Below are 20,991 nucleotides of genomic sequence, written 5' to 3' on the forward strand. Positions count from 1 at the left end.
TCAGTAAAAATTCATTAAGGGATTCAAGTTGTAAAAAGCAGTTCCTACTATGAAATGCCAAGTTCGGAAAAAGTCATGGGAATAGCTTTGATTATATCCCGAGCAATGGTGCCCCGTCCAAATCTTTTTCCAGCTAACTCCCCTGCAAGACCATGATGAAATACTCCACATAAAGCCGCATTTTCAGGACTGTAACCCTGTCCTAATAATGAAGTGAGCATCCCAGTGAGCACATCACCTGCTCCTGCCGTGGCCATAAACTGAGTACCAGAGGAATTAAAAACTTGTCTTCCATCAGGCAAGGAAATAAGGGAATTTGCTCCTTTGAGGACAATTATGGCCTTAAACTTAACCGCCAATTCTTTGGCCTTGGCCCATCTTTCCAGTTGGTCTGAAGATTCTCCTGCCAGCCTATCGAATTCTTTTAAATGCGGTGTAAGTATGGTTTTTACCGGAATCAAATTCCATAAAGCTGGATTTTCCCCAATGAGATTCAATGCATCTGCATCAAGCACTAAAGGACATTTAGCCATATTCAGAAAATACTCAAGCTGCTCTTCCCTATTTCCCATTCCCCAACCGGGCCCTATCCCAATGGCATCAAAACCATCAAGTCTTGGAAACTTTTCAATGGAGGTCATGGCTTCCCGAAGACCAATTTGGGTAATTAAAATTTCACTGGAATTTACATTCAAAAATACCAGCCCACTACCCGTCCTTAAAGCACTTTCTCCTGAAAGCAAAATGGCCCCAACTTTACCAGCTCCACCGCCAACCAGCATTATTTTTCCAAAATCTCCTTTATGACTAAACCGATGGAAAAGTTTATGCCTTGTTTTTACATCTTGTTTTTGCAGGAAATAAAAATCTGATTGAAAATCGTGGTAAGACCGACTATCAATGCCAATGTCCAACACTTTCAAATCACCCACGCAAAATTCATTTTCCGGCAACAACAGGGAAAGTTTCGGCTGGGCGAAAGAAATGGTATAATCCGAAAGAACTACATCAGAACCTGCAACTCCCTCAGCCTTCAAACCACTCGGAATATCCACACTGACCTTGATGGCCTCTTGAGAATTAAAAGCTTTAATCTTATCTCTTGCCTCATTTCTTAGGGTACCTTTTAAACCAACCCCCAAAAAGGCATCTATGGCAATAGAAGATTCTGGAATTTGTCCTCTCCATTTAGAGGACCTAATACTTTCAAGAATCCTATTCCGATTAATTTCGCAGTCAGTAGATAGATTATCTGAAGGTTCAAAACACTCGATCAAAGAGACGGTAAACCCTTTTTCTTTAAGAATCCTGGCTATAGCAAATCCATCTCCGCCATTATTTCCTGCTCCGCACCATATAATTATGGAATTTTTGGAATCGAAATTTTTGCAAAACCAAGAGCTAAACGCCTTTGCTGCTTGCTCCATTAGTTCGATTCCTTTTTGCCCAGTTAATTCAAGATGTCTTTTATCTAAAGCTGAAATCTTTTCGCCGGGTAAAATCTTAATCATACCACACCTGTTTTTTTCACGGATAATTCAGATTTCGGAATACTGACCAGGGTGAGGAACCCTAACCCCACCACAAAGAAAAGCCCTAATGTGAGTGAACTATTTCTCATACTTCCTGTAATCTGTTCGATAAGGCCATAAGAAAAAGTTCCTAATACAATGGCTAGCTTTTCGGTCACATCATAAAAACTAAAATACGAAGCATGATCGGTGGTAGACTCGGGGATAAGTTTTGAAAAGGTCGATCTGGAGATAGATTGAATACCTCCCATTACCAATCCAACAACAAAGGCTAAAGAGTAGAATTCGTATAAGGAATAGACAAAATAAGCTCCGACACATATGCCTATCCAAATAAAAACCATGATCATCAAACTGATCTTATTTCCATATTTCTTTGATAGAAAGGCAAAAAGATAACTCCCACCTATCGCCACAATTTGAATGATAAGAATCGTAAGAATTAATTGGTCCCCAGGGAGCTGCAGCTCTTTATCGCCAAATGAAGCCGCGAGATACATGACGGTTTGTACTCCCATAGAATAAAAGAAAAATGCCAGAAGAAACTTGTTCATCACATTTAAGCCTCGAACCTCCGTATAAACCTTCCTTATTTCCTGATAGCCCTTCGCTAAAAGCCCTTTATTTATCCTTTTCCCATAAGGATTATCAGGTAAAACCCGAAAAGTGAATTGGGCAAATCCAGCCCACCAAAGGCCGGTGATTAGGAAAGAAAGTCTTGCCGCAACCCCATCGTCCGGAATCATAAACCAATCAGGCTTTTGAATCATCATCAGATTCAAAATCAATAAAATCACTGAACCAATGTAGCCTAAAGAAAATCCCTTTGCGCTTAAAAGGTCATATTCGTTTTCCGATGAGATTTCAGGCAGAAATGCATTGTAAAACACAATGCTTCCCGCATAGCCAACCGATGCCATGATGCTACATAAAATTCCCCATTCAAGATTTGAGCCATCAAAGAAAAATAATCCAACACAGCAAAAGGATCCCAGATAACAGAAAAACTTCATGAAGGACAACTTCTTTCCACTGGAATCTGCAATCCCTGATAGCAAGGGAGAAAGCAAGGCAATGAGAAGAAATGAAAATGAAATCGAATATGAATAAAGGACCGTATTGACAATTTCGAATCCAAAAAATGAAACGGTATCTCCACCGTCAGCTGCACTAGTTACACTATTGTAATATACTGGGAAGATCGTAGAAGTGATGACAAGAGAGTACACCGAATTGGCCCAGTCATACATAGCCCATCCATTTTGGACACGCTTTTTGTCTTTGGTGGTTTTAAGCATAGATCACAAAAAAAAGCTATTCCGATAATCGGAATAGCTTTCAATATACAGAATTGTTTCTTTTTAGTTATTCAAGACTTTACCTACTGAAGCGTAAAGAACCCGTCGGGCATCTGCTTCTCTAAGTTCGGTCTGAACATCTGAAATAGGACCCATTTTTACATCTCGATCAGCTTTCATTGAAATTGTGATCAATCCTCTATCAGCTTCTGCTAAAGCATCCCTTTCTCTGTTTACCCACTGAACGATGTCGGCAGTATTCAAAAGAGCATCATTAGCCTGAACTCTTGGCTCCGTTCCGTAAAGGGCCGTATTCTTTGGCTTACCAATGAAAATGTAAGAGATCAAGGACTTTTTCTGAAGCTTCTGAAGCTGAGTAGCCTGAGGAAGTTTTTGCTCCACCAGAATCTCTTGGTCTCTCAATACGGTGGTAACCATAAAGAAGAACAGAAGCATGAAGATAATATCAGGCAGTGCAGAGGTCGGAATATTTTCCGAAACTTTGTTTTTCTTTCCAAACTTTCCCATATCAACTTCCTATTTTATCTGGTTCTGCAATTGAAATCGCCATTGGGATTCCCTCTTTTCCTCGATCCTGAAGAGCTTTCTCCGCATCGTCTTTACCTGTCAAAGCTCTATATTCATCTGTGTCAAGACCAACTCTTTCAGCGTAAATATCAAAATATCCCTTTTTCACCATGTCAAAAACCTCCAGGTATTTGTCATAGCTGGTTCCTCTGTTTGTCTTGATTGACACGACAGCTTCTTTTGGATTATCAGAAGATTCCGGATCTCGTCTGGCTACTGCCTTTAAAGATGCCGGAAGGCTGTTGTAAAGAGGAAGGGTCTCTTCATCAGGAATCGCAAAATTCAAGACAAACTCCTTCACTTCTTGATCAAGCCCATCAGCACTTTCGCGGTAATCCCCTTCTACAAGGAGATCATCATTAGCATTGATCAGAATGGTGAAAATATTTCGCTCATTCTTATCAATCTCCGGTGGTGGCTGATTTGGATCCAGTTTTGGTGGAAGGATATTCAATATACCCTTATCAGATGCGATGGTCGTAGTGACGAGAAAGAAGATCAGGAGCAGGAATGCAATGTCAGCCATTGACCCTGCGTTGACCTCCTGACTCATTCTATTTTTCTTTCTAGCCATATTATTTTATCGCTTTGTTGAATTCAGTAAATACAATACCCACAAGTGCTAAGATCGCTAAAATGTAAGTAGTTGTCAATACACCCCCAACAGTCTGTGACAAACCAGGGGTTAAGTTGAAAGGATCGGCTTCAAACTTTGGGAGCACTTCATTACTCGAAATTGAGTAGGAGATGAAGAAAATCAATCCGATACCGATTATTCCAATTCCTGTCTTTAACAAGCCTTTTGGGTTATCCAAAGACTTAATTAGAGGCATCAAGATACCGACAGCTGCTCCGACAATGATCAGGAGGTAAGCGCCGTATAGTAAGATGTCATAAGTATCCATAATATATTTCTTTGGGGTTAATAATTAAATGAAACTAAATCAAGTCTGGATTACTTTCCAGTCAACTTATGCTTCACAAGGATATCTACCAAAGAGATAGAAGCATCCTCCATATCATTAACCAAAGAATCGATTTTAGCTACACAATAGTTGTAGAACAACTGAAGGATAATCGCAACGATCAAACCTGCAACTGTTGTCAAAAGGGCGATTTTAATACCACCTGCTACAAGAGATGGAGAAATATCACCGGCAGCTTCAATAGAGTCAAATGCACCGATCATACCAATTACCGTACCCATGAACCCAAGCATTGGAGCCAAGGAGATAAATAGTGAGATCCATACCAGACCTTTTTCAAGTCTACCCATTTCTACTGAACCGTAAGCAATAATAGACTTCTCTACCATTTCAATACCTTCAGAATATCTCATAAGACCCTGCGTAAAGATAGAAGCAACAGGTCCTTTAGTACCTTTTGTTACATCTTTAGCAGCTTCCACACCTCCAGATGCAAGAGCGTCTTCTACTTTCAAAAGAAGCTTCTTGGTGTTGGTAGTAGATAGGTTTAGGGTAATGATTCTCTCAAGTGCTACAGCAAGACCCAGGATCAAACAGATCAATACTGGAGTCATGTAAACTGGATCACCTTCGATAAACTTTTCCTTTACTACCTGGTGGAAGCTTTGCTCCTCTGCAACGATCTCATCGTCAACGATAGTGGGTGATTGTACTGGCTCTTCTACTGGAGCTGCAGCCTCTTCCATGGCTGTTGTGTCAGCCTCAGCTGCCTCTTCTTCTTGTGCGTTAGCGAAAGCAGGTACAAACAAGATTCCTGCAAGCATGAACAAAGCGAATAACTTTCTCATAATGTGAAATTGATTAAGACTTTAAATAAAGGTTAAATGGTTTCTATAATAAAATCGAGCGTTAAAGTTATCATTTTTTAAATTCAAAAAACAACCGCCCACTTTAGATTTTCTGAAAAATGGAGCTTTTAAAATGGTATTCCTCGTCTTTTTACATAAATGGGCATTTTTATCGAAAAAAAACGACCGATCTCAATTTAAAGTAATTACTAACTTTTTTAGTGAAAAGATTCTCAAAATGGCTAATTTCTTAGTGAATTAAAGAATTTTTATCGATATCCAGCCAATTGGTTCCACCATTAAGAATTTAACTTTTTGACAGTAATCCATACTCTACAACTCCATGACCATCGGGAGTGGTGTAAAATGGCCGCTTCTCTATCTCATAATTTAAGTCGGGAGGAATCCCTAATGCGTGATAAATCGTTTGATGAATACTATCAATTTTAATAGGGCTTTCGACGGTTTTGCAAGGGCGCTCGTCGGCCGTCTTTCCGAAGACATGCCCTCGCTTTATACCTCCTCCAAACATTAGTACCGAACAACCATCGGTAAAATGTCTGTGCATACCATAATTTTTTAAGTTATCGATTATATCGGGTACCTCCACTTGGTCTTTCACTTTAAGGTCTGGCCTGCCCTCTGTAAGCATATCTCGACTAAACTCACTAGCCACAATTACCATCGTCCTGTCCAGTTTACCACTTTGATCCAGATCATAGATCAATTGAGCTATAGGTGCATCAATCATTCTCTTCATATCCTTAAGTCGAGTATGCCCATTATCATGTGTATCCCAACCTAAAAACGGCTCGTATTCGGTAGTCACCGTGATATACCGAGCTCCTTGCTCTACCAATCTTTTGGCAAGCAAACAGCCCAAACCAAATTTTCCTGTATTATAAATATCGTAACTTTCTCTGGGCTCTTCATTTAGGTCAAAAGCTTTTGCTTCCGGCGAGTTCAATAACATATACGCTTGCTCCATGGATCGCTTGAGAGATTCTTTTTGATAATCTGAGCCAAATTCTCCCATTGGGCTAGCAGATATCAAATCCTTATAAAGCTGATTTCTTCCTTCAAACCTACTTGAGTTCATCCCTATAGGTGGTCTTACCGCATCCAATCCTGAAGATGGGTCTGGTATCAGGAAAGGGCCATATTCAGAGCCCAAGAATCCAGCGGAATGAAAAGCTTTCAGCTCTTCTCCCTCACCTACTGTAAATCTTTGACCGATATTGATAAATGGAGGAATGACAGGGTTAAGAGGTCCTTTTTCCTTGGCTATCCAACTTCCTAAATGGGGAACAATCACAGATTGAGGTGGCTCATAGCAGGTATGGAAATGATACTGATGTCTTGTGTGCAAAATATGCCCCAAGTCGGCAGCTTGATAGGAACGAATAAGAGTACCCTTATCCATTACTGAAGCGATGTTTTCCAGTCCCTCCGAAAAGAAAATATCCTCCAGCTTGGTCGGTATTGAAGGAAAGGTACTTAATACCTCCTTGGCCTCCATCCCTTTCCTAAAAGGAGTGTATCTCTTAGGGTCAAAAGTCTCAGTATGTGCCATTCCTCCGGCCATGAACAACAGAATTACAGAATCGGCCGTAGTTGGAATTTTGCTTTCGCATGAAGAAATCAATCCAGCTAATGGAGCCCCCATACCCATAGTAGCCATGGCAGCTGCACTCGTTTTTTTCAAAAATTCACGTCGGGATTGGATAGTTTTCATACTTCAATAAATCAATTGAAATTCAGGTAAAAGAAAAACCGCCCAGAGTAAATCCTGAACTCCCTCAGAGCTTGGATCAGAACCCAAAGCCTTTTGGGCAACTTCCAATTCTTTAGGGCTAGGTTCACGGAGAAGTGCTTGGGCATACAAATTTTCAGTCAGGGCCACCGGATCAGAAAATGACTCTACCCATTTTTCAGCTCCTTCGAGTAAAGCTCGGTTTAGCCTCTCCCCATTACTCATCTCGAGAGCTTGTAGCAAACTGGCTTGTGAATCCCTACTTGTGGAAACAATCTCCCGGTTTGGGCGTCCCAAAGCTTTGAGGAACTGGTTATTAGCGACCAATGAAGCCCGCACAAATGTCACATTGGTATTTGCCTCTGGAATTAATTCATAAGGCCGGAATTTAACTTCTTCGGAATCAAATAGCGGAGCGGAAATCTTGGCAACGGCATCTGAAAACTGCTCCGCAGTAATTCTACGACGGATGACTCCTTCAAATTTGAAATCTTCGGCAAGAAGTTTTTCAGCAGACGTTACAGTTACGGAAGGGCTCTGATAGATCTTAGAAGTAGTGATTTGATAAATCAATCGCTTCAGATCATATCCATTTTCTACAAAATCCACTGATAGCCAATCCAGTAAATTGCTGCTCCAAGGGGCATTATCCATTTCATCAACAGGCTCTACCATCCCCCTACCCATGAGTTGCTTCCAGATTCGGTTTACCACTGTTCGATACATACGGCCATTAGCAGGTTGCACGAGTTGATCGGCAAGCTGGCGGAGCTTTTCAGTCCTCGTGGCCAAAGAATCAATTTCCCCTAATTCCTCCCAAAGGATTTTGGTTTGGGCCATTTTTCCGGTTGGCTGCTCGCAACGACTTACCTCAAGAGTCGAATCAGCAAAAATATTCGCAAATGCGTAGGCCTCCTCAAGTTTCCAATCGCTAATAAAGCTATCATGACAAGAAGCACATTTTAGATTCAAACCCAGCAGTACCTGCCCCACATTCTGAGCAGCCTGCATCTCAGTTCTCTGAGAAGCGTTCACCGTTCCCCGCCACCGGATTCCCTCGATAAACCCTTTTGATTGTTCAGAAGGGTTGAGTAACTCTTTCACAAACTGATCATAGGGCTTATTGTCCCGGATCGATGTGTAAAGCCAATCCGTAATGGCAAACCGCCCACCGGTGATATAGCCAGTTCCGGTATAGTCATTTCTCAGGGCATCGTTCCAAAAAGTTAGCCAATGCTGCGCGTAATCATCTTCTCGATCAAGCAGATTTTGAATCCAAATTTCTCTCTTATTGGGATCTGTATCTGTCCTGAAAGCATCTAGCTCATCAGGAGTGGGCAAAAGGCCAATAATATCCAGATAGGCTCTTCGGAGAAAAATTCGGTCATCTACAGACTGCCTCCAAGACAACTGATTCTCTTCAAAGTACTGATCCACCCATAAGTCTATTGGGTTATCCAAACCAGCTTTTGGCGGTGGTAGAGTGGGATTTCTAGGCGCCAAATCAGCTACTCTATAGACCGATTCCTGGCCAATACTTTGAGGCCATGGAGCACCCTTTTCTACCCAAAGTGTCAGTAACTTTATTTCCTCTTGACCGAGCAACTTACCCTTTTCAGGCATTACATCTTTATGATCCTTGGGAAGAGAAATTCTTCGGATCAATTCACTTTCTTCAGAATTTCCCGGAACGAGAATCGGCCCATTTTTTCCTCCCGCGAAAACAAATTCCTTTTCATCCAACCGAAGCTCTCCTTCGATTTTCGCTCCAGAATGACACTTGTAGCAATTATGAGCAAGGACTGATCGAACATTCGTTACTAGCTGAATTTCTTTTTCTGGAGACAACTCGTCAGCGAATGAAACCAAATCTACTGTCAATGAAGGCCGAATTCCAACGTCTGAATTTTGAGGTAAAATCTCTGTCAAATAATACTCTCCATGGGTTAGTGAAGCACCGAAGTGCCCAGCTAAAGCTATACCTATTCCTGTCAGAAAAAGAAAAAATCGATACGCCTTGATTGAAGAGGCTGAAGGGCGTATTTCTTTCCATCTGAGTAAAACCAAAAGCAAAAGTCCTAACCCAGCGCTGATCAGACCAATGATTCGATGTAAATCCAAGTTATTTCCACTCACCCCTTCATTCTCCGCCAAAAACAAGCCCATCACCGCCGAGATCACTGCTGAAATCGAACCAATAATAATCAAAAACCGGATTCCAGAGCGAAGCGAATGACGATAATTCCCAATCGTAAAAAACTCCATAATCACAGCTACCAGGATCAAGGCTATAGGAAAATGAACAAGCATCGGGTGAAGCCTTCCAAAAAATTGACTCAGCCAAAATCCACTTTCTGAAGCTAAAAGCCCAATTCCAAGAATAAAGGAATAGCTAATGAATTGAGCTTGAATAAAAAGAGAAGGGAAATTCATTGAAACCTGGTAATTGAAATGAAGATAAGACTTTATCAAGATTTATCCTGTTTCGCTTTTTTATTTCCATACCTAATCAGATGATCTACTCCTATTTTTCATCTGATCGACATAGCCAATCCGAAGGGACGTTTAGTTTCAATTCACAAAAAATTATCATCACCTGCAAAGTTAAATAATAGGATAGTTGTTTTTTTGAGTTCCATTAGACCTCAACAAAAAAATATATTTTTCAATAGAAGAAACTTCAAATCTGAGGTTCTAAGAGATCCAATAAAATCAATAATGTAGGTGGTTCTTTTCCTCATTTTGCCTAAATAGTTAAAGAAGGTTGAGTTTTATTTCATTTTCATCTCTCAGTATAATATACTCAAAATACTCCTTTAGGGTGGATTGGAAGTATTTTTAGTCAAGAATAGTGTTTACTCCAATTTCCACAGGCAACTATCCATCTGAATATCGAGAAATTGGATCCTACATTAATTATTGCAAGTTTTATCAAGAAAAGTATCTCACTTTGAACTGAGACTTAATCAAACCTGAGAAGCTTGAGGATTGGCTTACTGAAATTTCAACTGACCCTGTAGAATGGCCAAAAAGTGACTTCATACCCAAAACACAGTTTACCACTCGTAGGATTTTGGTACCGAAATTACATTAGAGATACCCTAATTAGGAATGGGGTAATTGTATTTTCCCGCCAAAAATCGCCCCCTAATCAACACTCCATAATAAAATAAAAACCTAATTTACTTAAAATAAGTAAGTTAGGTCTTTAAAGTGCAGAGAGGTAGGGATTGGCTTCACCGATCCAGGATGGTTATCCTGTACAAGGTAAACCCACCTCACTTCGTTCGACGGTTTAATGTCTTATCTCCTCACCCAAACTTCGTTTGGTTCGGCATAAAACAACAAACCCCGACGTTTGTCGGGGTTTACCTTGCAGAGAGGAAGGGATTCGAACCCTCGAGGCGTTGCCGCCAACACGCTTTCCAGGCGTGCGCCTTAAACCACTCGGCCACCTCTCTGTATTTGATTTTTGGGGTTTCACCCCAAATCGGATGCAAAGAAAATTATTTCTAACCCGCTTTCCAAGAATTACCAAGAAATAAGACAGAAAACTAAGCGGTCATCTCACCCGCCAATGGAATGTCTAATTTTACTTTCACTTTTTCAGGATCTTTTTCCTGCCCCAATAAAAACATAAGCTTGGTTACAGCAGCTTCCGTGGTCATATCTGAGCCACTAATTACTCCAAGGTTTAGAAGTTCCTTACTTGTTTCATACCTACCTTGAATGACTCGACCACCATTACACTGGGATACATTTAGAATGATCAATCCTCTTTTTATACCCCTCTTCAGTGAATTCATAAACCAATCGTCACTGGGGCTATTTCCTGAACCATAGGTTTCCAAAACCACTCCTCGAAGCCCTTTAATGGCAAAACTTGCGTCTATAATATCCTCTGTGATCCCGGGAAAAAGCTTCAAAATCATAACATGATTATCCAACACATTTTTTGTTTGGAGTTTTTTCCCTTCTTCGTAAGGCCGAATATAAGCCGTATTGTAGTCGATAACGATACCTGCCTCCGCCAGTGGAGGGTAATTTTCAGATTCAAATGCATCAAAATGAAGACTTTGAACCTTTTTAGATCTATTACCCCTCAGGAGCATATGATTGAAAAACACACATACCTCAGGAACTATCGGACGGTCATCAATTTTTGAAGCGGCAATTTCCAGGGAAGTCACCAAATTTTCTCGGGCATCAGACCTCATGGCGGAAATAGGCAACTGAGCACCGGTAAAAATGACCGGTTTATTCAGGCCTTCAAGCATAAAACTGAGCATAGATGCTGAATAAGCCATGGTATCCGTACCGTGCAAAACTACAAACCCATCGTAGCTATCGTAGTTTTCCTGAATGATATAAGCCATGTCTGACCACTGTACCGTAGTTACATTTGAGGAATCAATGGGTTCTGGAAATGAAATCACCGTAATAGCGATATTCATGGAGGAAATGATCGGAATCTTCTCCAAAATCTTCCCAAAGTTGAATGGAACCAAAGCCCCAGAGTCATCATAGGCCATACCCAGAGTACCTCCTGTGTAAATTATGAGCACAGAAGAATCAGTTGAGGCATTTGCGCCCGTCTTCAAGCGAACGATCTTGTAATTCATAAGGAAATCAGCTTAACCGTATTTTGATAATTCCGGTTCATACTCCTGAAATAATTTCAATGCATTTAGCCTTGTTGATTCAGCCACCTCCTTCAATGGAATTTCCAAGAAATCAGCGACTTTTTGCGCGATCTCTGGAAGATACGCCGGAGTATTTCGTTTTCCCCGATAGGGCACCGGCGCTAAATAAGGTGCATCAGTTTCCAAAACCAGATTATCCAAACTCAAATGGGGAATTACTTTGTCCAGACCTCCATTTTTAAAAGTTGCTACCCCTCCAATTCCTAGATAAAAACCCATTTCTATAATCTTCTCGGCTTGAGCTAAATCACCGGTGAAGCAATGAAAAACACCCGTTAATCCCGCTTCAAACTCTTGGGATACAAGTACTATGGTTTCATCAATTGAGTCTCTACAATGTAGGACAATGGGCAAATTAAATTTCTTTGCCCATCGGATTTGAACCCGAAGGGCTTGCTTTTGCGCTTCGAAAAGAGTTTTGTCCCAGTACAAATCTGTTCCTATTTCACCTACCGCCGCAAACTTTCTTTTTTCGAACCAAGGCTCCATCTCCTCCAAAACAGACTCCCAACCTTCTTTCACATCACAGGGATGTAAGCCCATCATAGGTATACAGAGTCCAGGGTAGTCTTTTTCTATTTGAAGCATTTGAGGAATAGACTCCAAATCAATATTAGGCATATAAATTCGCTCCACCCCAGCGTCCTTGATCTCCTCCATGGTTTCATGTAGATCATGTTGGAATTTCTTCGAATAAATATGGGCGTGTGTGTCGATATAAGTCATTAATATTTTCTGGATTTCCAGACTATTTTACTTGGCCAAAAATAATAAATGATACTTATGAGCCCGGTAAACAGCTGATAAAAGTCAAAAAGAAAAAGATACATTGGAGGAATTTTTCGGCCTGCTTTTGACGCAAATGAAATCAAATAAATACTCTGAAGAAAGATTTTTAGAACCCATAGTGAAATTCCATAAAACGGCGAAATGAGAACAAGACCTATGATAGCAGGATAAAAAAGTAGCTCCAGACCTAGCAGAAATTGAATATACCATGGGAGGGTGACTACACCGGATAGCCATCTTTTCCTCTGTCTCAGGAAGTCTGACCAATTCTCCTCTGCCTTGGTATATGCCAGTATTTCAGCTGAAACCTGCTGACCTATTTTACCTCTATTCTTCAGAATTTTTTGGCTTAGTGCCAAATCTTCTGTGAGAGAATCTGACAACCCTTCAAATCCACCACAGGCTTTGATTGATTCACGTCTTACAAGCATATTATTTCCAAGTCCCGTAAGACTAAGCCCCATATCACTCGTGACTTTTACTATTCCTAAAGTGTGCCACCAGTCTACCTCTTGAAGTTTACCAAATAGAGTTTTGCTTCTAACTTGTGTCACTCCGAGCAGCATGTCCATTTCATCACCAATAGCTGAAACGCCCTCCAGAATCCAGGTTTTGGGTACAACACAATCTGCATCAGTAAAGAAAAAAATTTCACCTTTTGCTTTCTTTGATAGAATGGCCAGCGCGTTGGACTTCCCATTTCCATGATAGATACCATTCTCTGATTCACTGATGGCTACAAAATTCCGATTTTGAACTTTGTCACACCAATTCTTGAGAATAGTCGCTGTGCTGTCCTTGCTCTGATCGTCAGCCATCCAAAAATCAATCTGTTCGGCAGGATAGTCTAATTCCTCCAAAGACTTCAATAGTTGTGGAAGATGAACTTCTTCATTCCTTGAAGTCACCAAAACAGAAACCCTTTTAGGATTTTTATCCTCTGTATGATGGTTTTTCCAAAAAAAATGAAGTAGAAAGATCAGAACCAGAAACTGAAATGAAGCATAAACTGATAATCCCACGATCAAAAAAATCATAATGCAGCCGTCTTCCAATTATTGTCGTGAAGGTAATCCAGGTAGTTCAGTAGGACCTTTGGAAGCATTTCGCGGGTTTTTTGCTGATCATGAAAAAGAACGATGGATCCCGGACGAGAATATTTCTTTGTTTTTTCAAGAACCTGTTGGGGTGATATTCCTTTCTGATAATCTCCAGAAAGCACATCCCACATTGTCACTTTCATCTGAAGAGAAACTTCCTTGGCTTGAAAGGACGATATAAGGCCATAAGGAGGCCTGAAAAACTCAGGAGAAACCTGTAAAGTATCTTGAATGATTTTCGTGCATTCCTCCACATTCTCTAAATAGTCACGATTAGAAGTTCTCCATCCGTTTAAGTGGTTAAACGTATGGTTCGCCACAGTATGCCCCTCTCCTGCCACTCTCTTAGCTAAATCCGGATACTTTCTGACATTGTCTCCAACCATAAAAAAAGTGGCTTTCATTCCTCTTTGTGCCAAAATATCCAAAACATAATCGGTGACACCGGGAACTGGTCCGTCGTCAAAAGTCAGGTAGATCTCGTCTTGGCTATTCTCTTTTCGCCAAAGTCGATTCGGGTAAATCCTTTGGGTCCAGCTAGGTACAAAATGCCAGGCCATCTATTCAATCTTAATACTAAGAAGTGTCAAGTCGTCTTTCAGCGGGGTGAAGCCTGTAAACGTCTGGATTTCTTGAATGAAATTAGCATGAAACTCCTTGGGTTCTACATCTGAAAAATAGTTCACCAGAGTCTTTAACCGTTCTTCTCCGAACTCCTCATCTTTTCTATTCACCGCTTCGGTCACCCCATCTGTATAAAGGTGAATGTAGAATTGTTCCACATCTTTAATCGTATCAATCTCCAAAAAAGGCAACTCTTCGAATGCACCCAAAATTGTAGTCCCTGCATTTAATTCCCTACATTCTTTTTCTTTTGGAAGACAAAGCAAAGGGGGATTATGACCGGCATTCCCGTAGGTGAAAGTTTTCTTTCTTCTGTCAAAACAACCAAGAAAAAAAGTGATAAAGCGTTCCCCTTGGGTGTTCTCAAATAGAGTATAATTCAATTGATGAAGAATGGTCTTCATATCCGCATTACTCCTGAGTAATGTCCGTAAAGTCGCTTGGAAATTCGACATCAAGAGCGCTGCTGAAATTCCTTTCCCAGAAACATCCGCAACGCAAAAATAAACCAGCTCATTTTTAATCACCAAGTCGTAATAATCCCCACCTACCTGCCGAAAGGGAAAATAGGTCACCTGAGCCTTGATCTCTTCATTATATGGGAGCTCAGCTGGAAAAAGCATCTGCTGAACCCGACTGGCAATGGAAATTTCCCTGTTCACCACTTCCTGCTCCAATTGCTTTCGGGCAAAACGCTTATTTTCAAGTGCCACCACTAAAATATTGGACAAAGCCTTCGTAAAGTCCAGATCGAACCCCGCTTCCTTATCCTTTCTGGTCAAAAGCAAAATAGCCAGAATCTTATCCTTATGATAAACAGGCAGATTAATTTCCAAATCGCCAAAAGAGTATTCTTCAGCCAGGTGGATTTTCATCTCTCCACTCTTTTTATCCACCTCAATATCATCTGGATCAATAGAAAATGGTGGATCTCCTTTCACCCCATGCTGAATTTTTTGCTCAAAAAGCCCGTCATTCAAAACATATAAAATCAAGGACTTAATATTCAGGTGGACCAAGCAGGTAAACTTGAATATCTCCGCCAAAACGGATTCGGGTTGATTTTCATTGATCGCCTGAGTAATCTCCAATAAAGATTTTAACTCCAGTTCTTTACGTTGATATTTGAAGGTTTCTGCTGCCAAACTATCCCATATTATGTTTCATTAGACCTTCCTTTGTGGCTAAATACATGAAAGTTGTCCCGTTGATTTTTAAATCTATTTTATCAAAAAGCTCTTCATCAGGACTTTTCAAAACTTTAACCCAGCCTTCATCGACCAGACTCTGCAAAACTCCGATCAAATGATCATCCGCCCACCCCAGGGTCTCCCTCAGGTAGTCAAAATCCTGCACAAAGTACAGCTCATCGATAAGATCAAATTGATCGTCATTCATATCAGCTAGACAAAATTAGGGTTTCTATTTATTTCCCTTCCTTTCCATTCTATTTTTCCTGAGAAAGTCCGGCCCACCACTCCAAGCACGAAAACCGGATGGATAAGCCCTGTGAAAACATAATGCCAAAAAGCTGGCTTCAAATCGAAAGTTTGAAGAACTTTTCTCAAGGCTAAAAATTCACCCAATATTTTGATCGCCCAGATTAAAAGGAATTGGGTAAATGTCAAAGCACCGGAAAATAGAAAAATGAAAGAAGCTAACCAGATTATCTGCAATAAAGCACTTGAAATTGCAGTAAGACGGTGAACAAAATCTTTATTTTGGCTCCACTTTCCTGCCCAGCGTACACGTTGGGAAATCAGCGATTTTAGGCTAGAATAAGGCTTTGTTAGAACCAAATTATAATCACTGACTTGATATTTCACGGAATGATTTCCAAAGTGCTCCACCACTTTCTTTAAAAGAAACTCATCGTCTCCTGAGGGCTCTTCAAGATTTCCTTTGAAACCCTCCACTTTCTGGAAAGCTGATTTTCTATATGCGAGATTTGCCGCGCTGCACATTAGAGGATTTCCTTGTTCAAATGAGACCTGGGTTGTCAGTAAAATGCTAGCCCACTCGATAAGCTCAAAAGAAAAAGCATGACCTTGATATTCTGGTAAGACGGGGCCAGCCACTAGTTGGATAGCAGTGTCTGAAAAGCCAATAACCATTTCTTTTACCCATTCGGGGTGCACTTGACAGTCAGCATCTGAGGTCAAAATAATTTCTCCCTTGGCGATTTTGACCCCAGACATGAGGGCCTCCTTTTTTCCAAAACCCGAATTAGAAATCAGTTGAAATCCGGCTTTGCCATTTATGGCGGCAGAAATTAAGTCATAGGTTCTATCCTCACTTTGGTCATCGACTAAAATGATTTCAAGATCTTCATAATCAAGCCTAAAAAGATGTTCCAAAAGCCCTTGTACATTCTTTTCCTCATTTCTGCATGGTATAATTAATGAAACTGAGAGTGATTTTTCAAGGCTATTTACTCCTTGCTTTCCCTGCCACTTAAAGGCCATCCATAGCAACAAGCCGAAATAACCCAAACATAAAAAGGCATAAAAAAACAACATCATTACAGTATCTTGCACACGTGAGTAAAGCTCAGAAAAATGCCTTAAAGGAAAAAATTATCTTGGGAATAGACCCGGGCACCAATGTCATGGGTTATGCGCTGATTAAGACCACTGGCAAAAATTACGAAATCATACAATACGGTGTAATCCAACTCAAAAAGTATGGAAGCCATGAATTAAAGCTCAAAAAAATATTTGAGCGAATTTCTTCCATTATTGAGGATTTTGTCCCGGATTCGGTCGCTCTGGAGGCTCCTTTTTATGGAGCCAATGTTCAGTCTATGCTGAAGTTGGGTCGTGCTCAGGGAGTGGCAATGGCAGCGGCTTTATCACGGGAAATCCCGATTACAGAATATTCTCCGAAAAAAGTAAAGCAGTCGGTGACCGGAAATGGTAATGCCTCGAAAGAGCAAGTAGCCGCGATGCTTCAAACTCTTTTTTCTCTAAAAGAATTACCGACTTATCTTGATGCCACTGATGCCTTGGCGGTTGCCCTTTGTCATCATTTTCATGAAGGAAGAGTGCAGAGTCGCGGCCGAAGCAAAGGATGGAAATCTTTTGTCGAAGACAACCCTGATCGGGTGAAGAAATAGCAGTGGGTTAGTAGAAATCCCAGCCCACCGAAAGCTTGAAGACCCGATTATTCACATTGGTGTCAAAGTAATTTAGACTGGTCAGACCAAAGTCATAGCTAGCCTGGGCGTTGATCCCCCATGGCAAAGAAACACCAAGCCCCACAACTCCAGCAATATCATATCCTCGTATAATTTCTGTACTTGTATTGGTGTCTGTCCCATCGGTATATTTTCGGGAGACTAGAATTGATCCCTGTGGTCCTGCAAAGACATTTAGGGAGGGGAGAAAATTCAGGCGAAACAAAACAGGAACGTCTACATAGCTAAGCTTCTCATCAATTTTAGCTCCAGATTGGCCATCATTTGTTTCATATCCTTTTTGTGCAAATTGCAATCCTGGCTCAATAGAGAAGAAACCAACATCGGCCCTGTAATAGCCCCCAACGTGGAATCCAGACTTGTTTCTGAAATTGGTGTCTTCGAAATTTGCGGAGCTGTATCCGGCTCGAACTCCAAACTGAGCATGTGCGGACTGAAGCAGTCCAAAGGCGAGCAACACTAAGAATATTTTTTTCATCTATTCCAATTATTTAAATTGAGGGTAAAACTAACTCTACATTTTTGAAAATTCCGGTTGTGGGGTAATTTTTTATAAAGAACATGGCAAGCTTAGAAAGAATTTTAGAGACCTTCCCGAACGTCAGCAATGAAGCAGTCAGCGCATTTGAATCAAAATTTGAGCCGATTACTTTCCAGAAGGGTGAATTATTAGAAAAAGAGGGACAAGTATCAAACCACCTGTACTTCATCGAAGAGGGTGCAGCGAGAAGTTATTACATCCGTGAAAAGCGAGATATAACGATTTCGTTTAGTCTGGAAGGTGAATTTGTGACTTCCATGTATTCATTCGTGACTAGAAAACCTTCCTATGAATTTATCGAATGCATTGAGAAATCACAATGCCACAGAATCCTTCATGAAGACCTTCAAAGGTTATTTCTGGAATTTCCAGAAATCGAACATACTTATCGGCTGATTTTGGAGAAATATTATATCGCGCTGGAAGAGCAACTGATGTTCACCAAGTTCAAATCCGCAAAAGATCGATATCTGGAATTAATTGAAAACCGTCCAAAAATAATTCAAAAGGCCTCCGTAGGCCAAATAGCCTCCTATCTGGACATGAGTATAGAAACCCTTTCCAGGGTCAGATCTAAAATTTAGTTATTTTGATTTTAGTCAATGCTTAAGGCTTAGTCATTCTCTAAATTTGCTGAAACACTTTCCCCAAGCATTTATTATGAAGAAAATCCTGAGTATCCCTCTTTTGTGGTCCGTTTTTATTTTTGCCAGTTGTAGCTCAAGTTCAAACGAACAAACTTTTGATTCCAGTAAGCTCCCAAGGGTAAGCACCGAGGAAATGGAAAAAGTCGTGGAAGCTTTTATAATGGCAGAAGACGGTGACACCATTGAAATCCCCGGTGGCTTTTATTCCTTTAACACCCAATTGATTATTGACAATAAGTCTGACATAACTATAGTTGGACAGGGAATGGAAGAGACCGTTTTGTCTTTTCGTGAGCTAAGAGCAGGTGGTGAGGGGATTAAACTCGTTGGAAAAAATATCACCATCGAAAATCTAACCATCGAGGATGCGCCGGGAGACGGAGTCAAAGCTCAACATACAGATGGAATTACCTTCCGAAAGATTAATGTGACTTGGACAAATGGTGACAAGTCCAAAAATGGAACTTATGCCATCTATCCGGTGCAATGCAAAAATGTGCTCGTGGATGAGGTAATCGCCTCACACTCTCGTGATGCGGGGATTTATGTTGGCCAATCAGAAAATATCGTGGTAAAGAATTCTTTAGCCTTTGGAAATGTGGCAGGAATTGAAATCGAAAACTGTGACAATGCTGAAGTTTTTAACAACGTAGCCAGAAATAATTCTGCTGGTATCTTAGTTTTTAACTTACCCGGTCTTCCAAAGTCTGATGGTAAGGGTACCAAAATTTACAACAATGAGATAATTGAAAATAACCATGAAAACTTTGCGACGCCTTTAAGTGACGAGCCAAATGGGAATACAGTAACCATGATTCCTCCAGGTTCAGGAGTAGTTCTTTTGGCAGCAAAGGAAGTGGAGCTTTTCAATAACAAAATCTTGAGAAATAAAACCACAGGAGTAGCGATCGCCAGCTACCAGATCACTGGATTTCCAAGCGAAGCACCAAACTGGTCCCCTTACACTACAGGAATTTATGTTCATAGCAATACGTATGAGCGGACTATGGATTTTCCAGATTTAACCCGAGAGTTAGGCCAGTTGATTAGTGTTTATAATGCCCACGGAAAAGCAAAAACCCAGGACATTGTTTACGATGGAATTTTCAATCCTGATTTAGGTGAGGATATTTCGAGTAATCCCATGAGAGTTTGTATCGCAGAAACTGGAATTGAAGAGATGCACTTTACCCTTTTTGATCTTTCAGGTGGTGAGGATGACATTAAATCTTCAGCAGATTATGCTCCATTCCAGAACTGTCAAGTAACTGTCAATACAAAAGTGGAGAGCCTTGCTTACCTGTAATCCAAAAGAAGGTATGAAGAAGTTGGAGAGAAAAAAAACCTTGATTATCGCCCTTTTTGGGATTGGAATCATAAGCTTTGGGTGCAACCCTGAAGAGGAGAAAGCGGAAGTCAAAAAGCAAGTAATTCTGGAAGCGGAAGAGGCTGATGGAAGTTATCCCTATAAAAGATTATCTACATATGGTTTTTTTGAAGGGGAAATTACAGATTTAAATGCCACCGAAAACGTGGTTCTCTATGAACCTGCATCTTCCTTATTTACTGATTATGCCTGGAAGAGCCGTTTTGTTTATTTCCCTGAAGGTGAGGTAGCACAAATCAATGAAGAGGAGGAAATTGATTTTCCAGAAGGAACCATTATTATCAAGAACTTCTATTATCCCGAAGATTTCAGAAACCCGAAAAAGGGAAAAAGAATCATTGAAACCAGATTGATGATTAATGGTACAAAAGGCTGGGAAGCCTGGCCGTATATATGGAATGATGAGCAAACGGATGCCATTCTCAAGGTAGTGGGAGGTTCTACGCAAGTCGCTTTTACAAATTCTGACGGCCAAGAGCAGCTAATTGATTACATCATCCCAAATAAAAATCAATGCAAAAGCTGTCACAATAAGTCTGAGGTCATGACACCAATCGGAGTTAAGGTTAAGCACTTGAATAATGAACTGAACTATGGTTTTGAGACAAAGAATCAATTGGCTTTCTGGTCAGAACAGGGATATCTGAATGGCTTCAAAGGCCTCGAAGCTCATCCCGCAATGATTAATTATGAAACGGAATCACTTCCTCTTGATCAAAGGGCTATGGCTTATCTGGACATTAATTGTTCCCATTGCCATAGTGCTGAAGGACCTGCCAGTACATCTGGGTTATTTCTGACTTACGACCAAAAAGACCCAATGAAATTAGGAATTAATAAGACCCCTGTGGCAGCTGGAAATGGTGCGGGTTCTTATATTTTTGATATATATCCGGGAAAAGGTGATGAGTCTATAATGACTCACCGAATGAATAGTACCGAGGTAGGTGTAGCCATGCCGGAGATTGGCAGGACAACCATCCATACCGAAGGGGTTCAATTAATCCGTGACTGGATCAATAGCCTGGAAAGCGAGTAATTGTCTTTTAGACAAAAAAG

Annotated in this window: 20 protein-coding genes and 1 tRNA gene; 4 read left to right on the forward strand and 17 right to left on the reverse strand. The window is 40.7% G+C overall.

From position 1 onward, the window contains the following. Positions 1–47: 47 nt before the first annotated feature. The 16 genes from QVH07_RS02645 to QVH07_RS02720 form a co-directional block, all read right to left on the reverse strand. Positions 48–1,511 carry an NAD(P)H-hydrate dehydratase gene (locus tag QVH07_RS02645; RefSeq protein WP_289998579.1) on the reverse strand — a complete coding sequence of 488 codons (1,464 nt, stop codon included), beginning with the start codon at positions 1,509–1,511 and terminating at the stop codon, positions 48–50. After that, a complete protein-coding gene (locus QVH07_RS02650; RefSeq protein WP_289998580.1) occupies positions 1,508–2,830 on the reverse strand; it encodes an MFS transporter in 1,323 nt (440 codons plus the stop codon). The genes QVH07_RS02645 and QVH07_RS02650 overlap by 4 nt, the downstream gene beginning before the upstream one ends. 63 nt (positions 2,831–2,893) lie before the next feature. Beyond that, complete coding sequence (locus tag QVH07_RS02655) at positions 2,894–3,358, reverse strand: ExbD/TolR family protein (protein ID WP_289998581.1); 465 nt, start codon at positions 3,356–3,358, stop codon at positions 2,894–2,896. 1 nt (position 3,359) lies between these two features. Beyond that, complete coding sequence (locus QVH07_RS02660; protein ID WP_289998582.1) at positions 3,360–3,992, reverse strand: ExbD/TolR family protein; 633 nt, start codon at positions 3,990–3,992, stop codon at positions 3,360–3,362. A 1-nt stretch (position 3,993) separates the two neighbouring features. Then, positions 3,994–4,323 carry a hypothetical protein gene (locus tag QVH07_RS02665; RefSeq protein WP_289998583.1) on the reverse strand — a complete coding sequence of 110 codons (330 nt, stop codon included), beginning with the start codon at positions 4,321–4,323 and terminating at the stop codon, positions 3,994–3,996. A 50-nt stretch (positions 4,324–4,373) separates the two neighbouring features. Next, positions 4,374–5,192, reverse strand: coding sequence for a MotA/TolQ/ExbB proton channel family protein (locus QVH07_RS02670; RefSeq protein ID WP_289998584.1), 819 nt, complete (start codon positions 5,190–5,192; stop codon positions 4,374–4,376). A gap of 307 nt (positions 5,193–5,499) precedes the next feature. After that, positions 5,500–6,927 carry a DUF1501 domain-containing protein gene (locus QVH07_RS02675; RefSeq protein ID WP_289998585.1) on the reverse strand — a complete coding sequence of 476 codons (1,428 nt, stop codon included), beginning with the start codon at positions 6,925–6,927 and terminating at the stop codon, positions 5,500–5,502. Between the two features lie 3 nt (positions 6,928–6,930). Then, positions 6,931–9,378, reverse strand: a complete 2,448-nt coding sequence (locus QVH07_RS02680; RefSeq protein WP_435367052.1) for a DUF1549 domain-containing protein — start codon at positions 9,376–9,378, stop codon at positions 6,931–6,933. A gap of 943 nt (positions 9,379–10,321) precedes the next feature. Continuing rightward, positions 10,322–10,406, reverse strand: a tRNA-Ser gene (locus QVH07_RS02685). Between the two features lie 93 nt (positions 10,407–10,499). Continuing rightward, positions 10,500–11,567, reverse strand: a complete 1,068-nt coding sequence (locus QVH07_RS02690; RefSeq protein ID WP_289998586.1) for an asparaginase — start codon at positions 11,565–11,567, stop codon at positions 10,500–10,502. 12 nt (positions 11,568–11,579) lie between these two features. Beyond that, complete coding sequence (locus QVH07_RS02695; protein ID WP_289998587.1) at positions 11,580–12,374, reverse strand: TatD family hydrolase; 795 nt, start codon at positions 12,372–12,374, stop codon at positions 11,580–11,582. Next, a complete protein-coding gene (locus tag QVH07_RS02700; protein ID WP_289998588.1) occupies positions 12,374–13,474 on the reverse strand; it encodes a glycosyltransferase in 1,101 nt (366 codons plus the stop codon). The genes QVH07_RS02695 and QVH07_RS02700 overlap by 1 nt, the downstream gene beginning before the upstream one ends. Further along, positions 13,471–14,097, reverse strand: a complete 627-nt coding sequence (locus tag QVH07_RS02705) for a polysaccharide deacetylase family protein (RefSeq protein ID WP_289998589.1) — start codon at positions 14,095–14,097, stop codon at positions 13,471–13,473. Before QVH07_RS02705 ends, QVH07_RS02700 begins: the two co-directional genes overlap by 4 nt. After that, complete coding sequence (locus QVH07_RS02710; RefSeq protein ID WP_289998590.1) at positions 14,098–15,306, reverse strand: PP2C family protein-serine/threonine phosphatase; 1,209 nt, start codon at positions 15,304–15,306, stop codon at positions 14,098–14,100. It abuts the gene before it with no gap. 1 nt (position 15,307) lies between these two features. Next, positions 15,308–15,559, reverse strand: a complete 252-nt coding sequence (locus QVH07_RS02715) for a hypothetical protein (protein ID WP_289998591.1) — start codon at positions 15,557–15,559, stop codon at positions 15,308–15,310. Between the two features lie 5 nt (positions 15,560–15,564). Then, positions 15,565–16,683 (reverse strand): glycosyltransferase, encoded by a 1,119-nt coding sequence (locus QVH07_RS02720; RefSeq protein WP_289998592.1) that lies wholly within the window; start codon positions 16,681–16,683, stop codon positions 15,565–15,567. A 17-nt stretch (positions 16,684–16,700) separates the two neighbouring features. On the opposite strand from QVH07_RS02720, the gene ruvC reads away from it, so the two are divergent. Then, positions 16,701–17,276, forward strand: a complete 576-nt coding sequence (gene ruvC / locus QVH07_RS02725; RefSeq protein ID WP_289998593.1) for a crossover junction endodeoxyribonuclease RuvC — start codon at positions 16,701–16,703, stop codon at positions 17,274–17,276. Positions 17,277–17,283: 7 nt separating this feature from the next. Here ruvC and QVH07_RS02730 read toward each other — a convergent pair whose 3' ends face one another. Then, the gene (locus QVH07_RS02730; protein ID WP_289998594.1) at positions 17,284–17,835 is read right to left on the reverse strand and encodes a porin family protein; all 552 of its coding nucleotides are present in this window, start codon (positions 17,833–17,835) and stop codon (positions 17,284–17,286) included. Positions 17,836–17,918: 83 nt separating this feature from the next. Here QVH07_RS02730 and QVH07_RS02735 point away from each other — a divergent pair, with 83 nt between their 5' ends. The 3 genes from QVH07_RS02735 (at position 17,919) to QVH07_RS02745 (ending at position 20,971) form a co-directional block, all read left to right on the forward strand. Further along, on the forward strand, positions 17,919–18,482 hold the full coding sequence (locus QVH07_RS02735) for a Crp/Fnr family transcriptional regulator (protein ID WP_289998595.1): 564 nt from the start codon (positions 17,919–17,921) through the stop codon (positions 18,480–18,482). Positions 18,483–18,558: 76 nt separating this feature from the next. Beyond that, complete coding sequence (locus tag QVH07_RS02740; RefSeq protein ID WP_289998596.1) at positions 18,559–19,851, forward strand: parallel beta-helix domain-containing protein; 1,293 nt, start codon at positions 18,559–18,561, stop codon at positions 19,849–19,851. Between the two features lie 13 nt (positions 19,852–19,864). After that, a complete protein-coding gene (locus tag QVH07_RS02745) occupies positions 19,865–20,971 on the forward strand; it encodes an SO2930 family diheme c-type cytochrome (protein WP_289998597.1) in 1,107 nt (368 codons plus the stop codon). Positions 20,972–20,991: the final 20 nt, after the last annotated feature.

The sequence above is a fragment of the Algoriphagus sediminis genome (genome assembly GCF_030403435.1).
Lineage (GTDB): Bacteria > Bacteroidota > Bacteroidia > Cytophagales > Cyclobacteriaceae > Algoriphagus > Algoriphagus sediminis.

Excerpts from the sequence above, each read along its gene's own strand:
- QVH07_RS02715 (WP_289998591.1), bottom strand. The coding sequence starts at position 15,559 with ATGAATGACGATCAATTTGATCTTATCGATGAGCTGTACTTTGTGCAG.
- QVH07_RS02665 (WP_289998583.1), bottom strand. The coding sequence starts at position 4,323 with ATGGATACTTATGACATCTTACTATACGGCGCTTACCTCCTGATCATT.
- QVH07_RS02690 (WP_289998586.1), bottom strand. The coding sequence starts at position 11,567 with ATGAATTACAAGATCGTTCGCTTGAAGACGGGCGCAAATGCCTCAACT.
- QVH07_RS02705 (WP_289998589.1), bottom strand. The coding sequence starts at position 14,097 with ATGGCCTGGCATTTTGTACCTAGCTGGACCCAAAGGATTTACCCGAAT.
- QVH07_RS02720 (WP_289998592.1), bottom strand. The coding sequence starts at position 16,683 with ATGATGTTGTTTTTTTATGCCTTTTTATGTTTGGGTTATTTCGGCTTG.
- QVH07_RS02660 (WP_289998582.1), bottom strand. The coding sequence starts at position 3,992 with ATGGCTAGAAAGAAAAATAGAATGAGTCAGGAGGTCAACGCAGGGTCA.
- QVH07_RS02670 (WP_289998584.1), bottom strand. The coding sequence starts at position 5,192 with ATGAGAAAGTTATTCGCTTTGTTCATGCTTGCAGGAATCTTGTTTGTA.
- QVH07_RS02645 (WP_289998579.1), bottom strand. The coding sequence starts at position 1,511 with ATGATTAAGATTTTACCCGGCGAAAAGATTTCAGCTTTAGATAAAAGA.
- QVH07_RS02695 (WP_289998587.1), bottom strand. The coding sequence starts at position 12,374 with ATGACTTATATCGACACACACGCCCATATTTATTCGAAGAAATTCCAA.
- QVH07_RS02675 (WP_289998585.1), bottom strand. The coding sequence starts at position 6,927 with ATGAAAACTATCCAATCCCGACGTGAATTTTTGAAAAAAACGAGTGCA.
- QVH07_RS02655 (WP_289998581.1), bottom strand. The coding sequence starts at position 3,358 with ATGGGAAAGTTTGGAAAGAAAAACAAAGTTTCGGAAAATATTCCGACC.
- QVH07_RS02680 (WP_435367052.1), bottom strand. The coding sequence starts at position 9,378 with ATGAATTTCCCTTCTCTTTTTATTCAAGCTCAATTCATTAGCTATTCC.
- QVH07_RS02740 (WP_289998596.1), top strand. The coding sequence starts at position 18,559 with ATGAAGAAAATCCTGAGTATCCCTCTTTTGTGGTCCGTTTTTATTTTT.
- QVH07_RS02650 (WP_289998580.1), bottom strand. The coding sequence starts at position 2,830 with ATGCTTAAAACCACCAAAGACAAAAAGCGTGTCCAAAATGGATGGGCT.
- QVH07_RS02730 (WP_289998594.1), bottom strand. The coding sequence starts at position 17,835 with ATGAAAAAAATATTCTTAGTGTTGCTCGCCTTTGGACTGCTTCAGTCC.
- QVH07_RS02700 (WP_289998588.1), bottom strand. The coding sequence starts at position 13,474 with ATGATTTTTTTGATCGTGGGATTATCAGTTTATGCTTCATTTCAGTTT.
- QVH07_RS02735 (WP_289998595.1), top strand. The coding sequence starts at position 17,919 with ATGGCAAGCTTAGAAAGAATTTTAGAGACCTTCCCGAACGTCAGCAAT.
- QVH07_RS02745 (WP_289998597.1), top strand. The coding sequence starts at position 19,865 with ATGAAGAAGTTGGAGAGAAAAAAAACCTTGATTATCGCCCTTTTTGGG.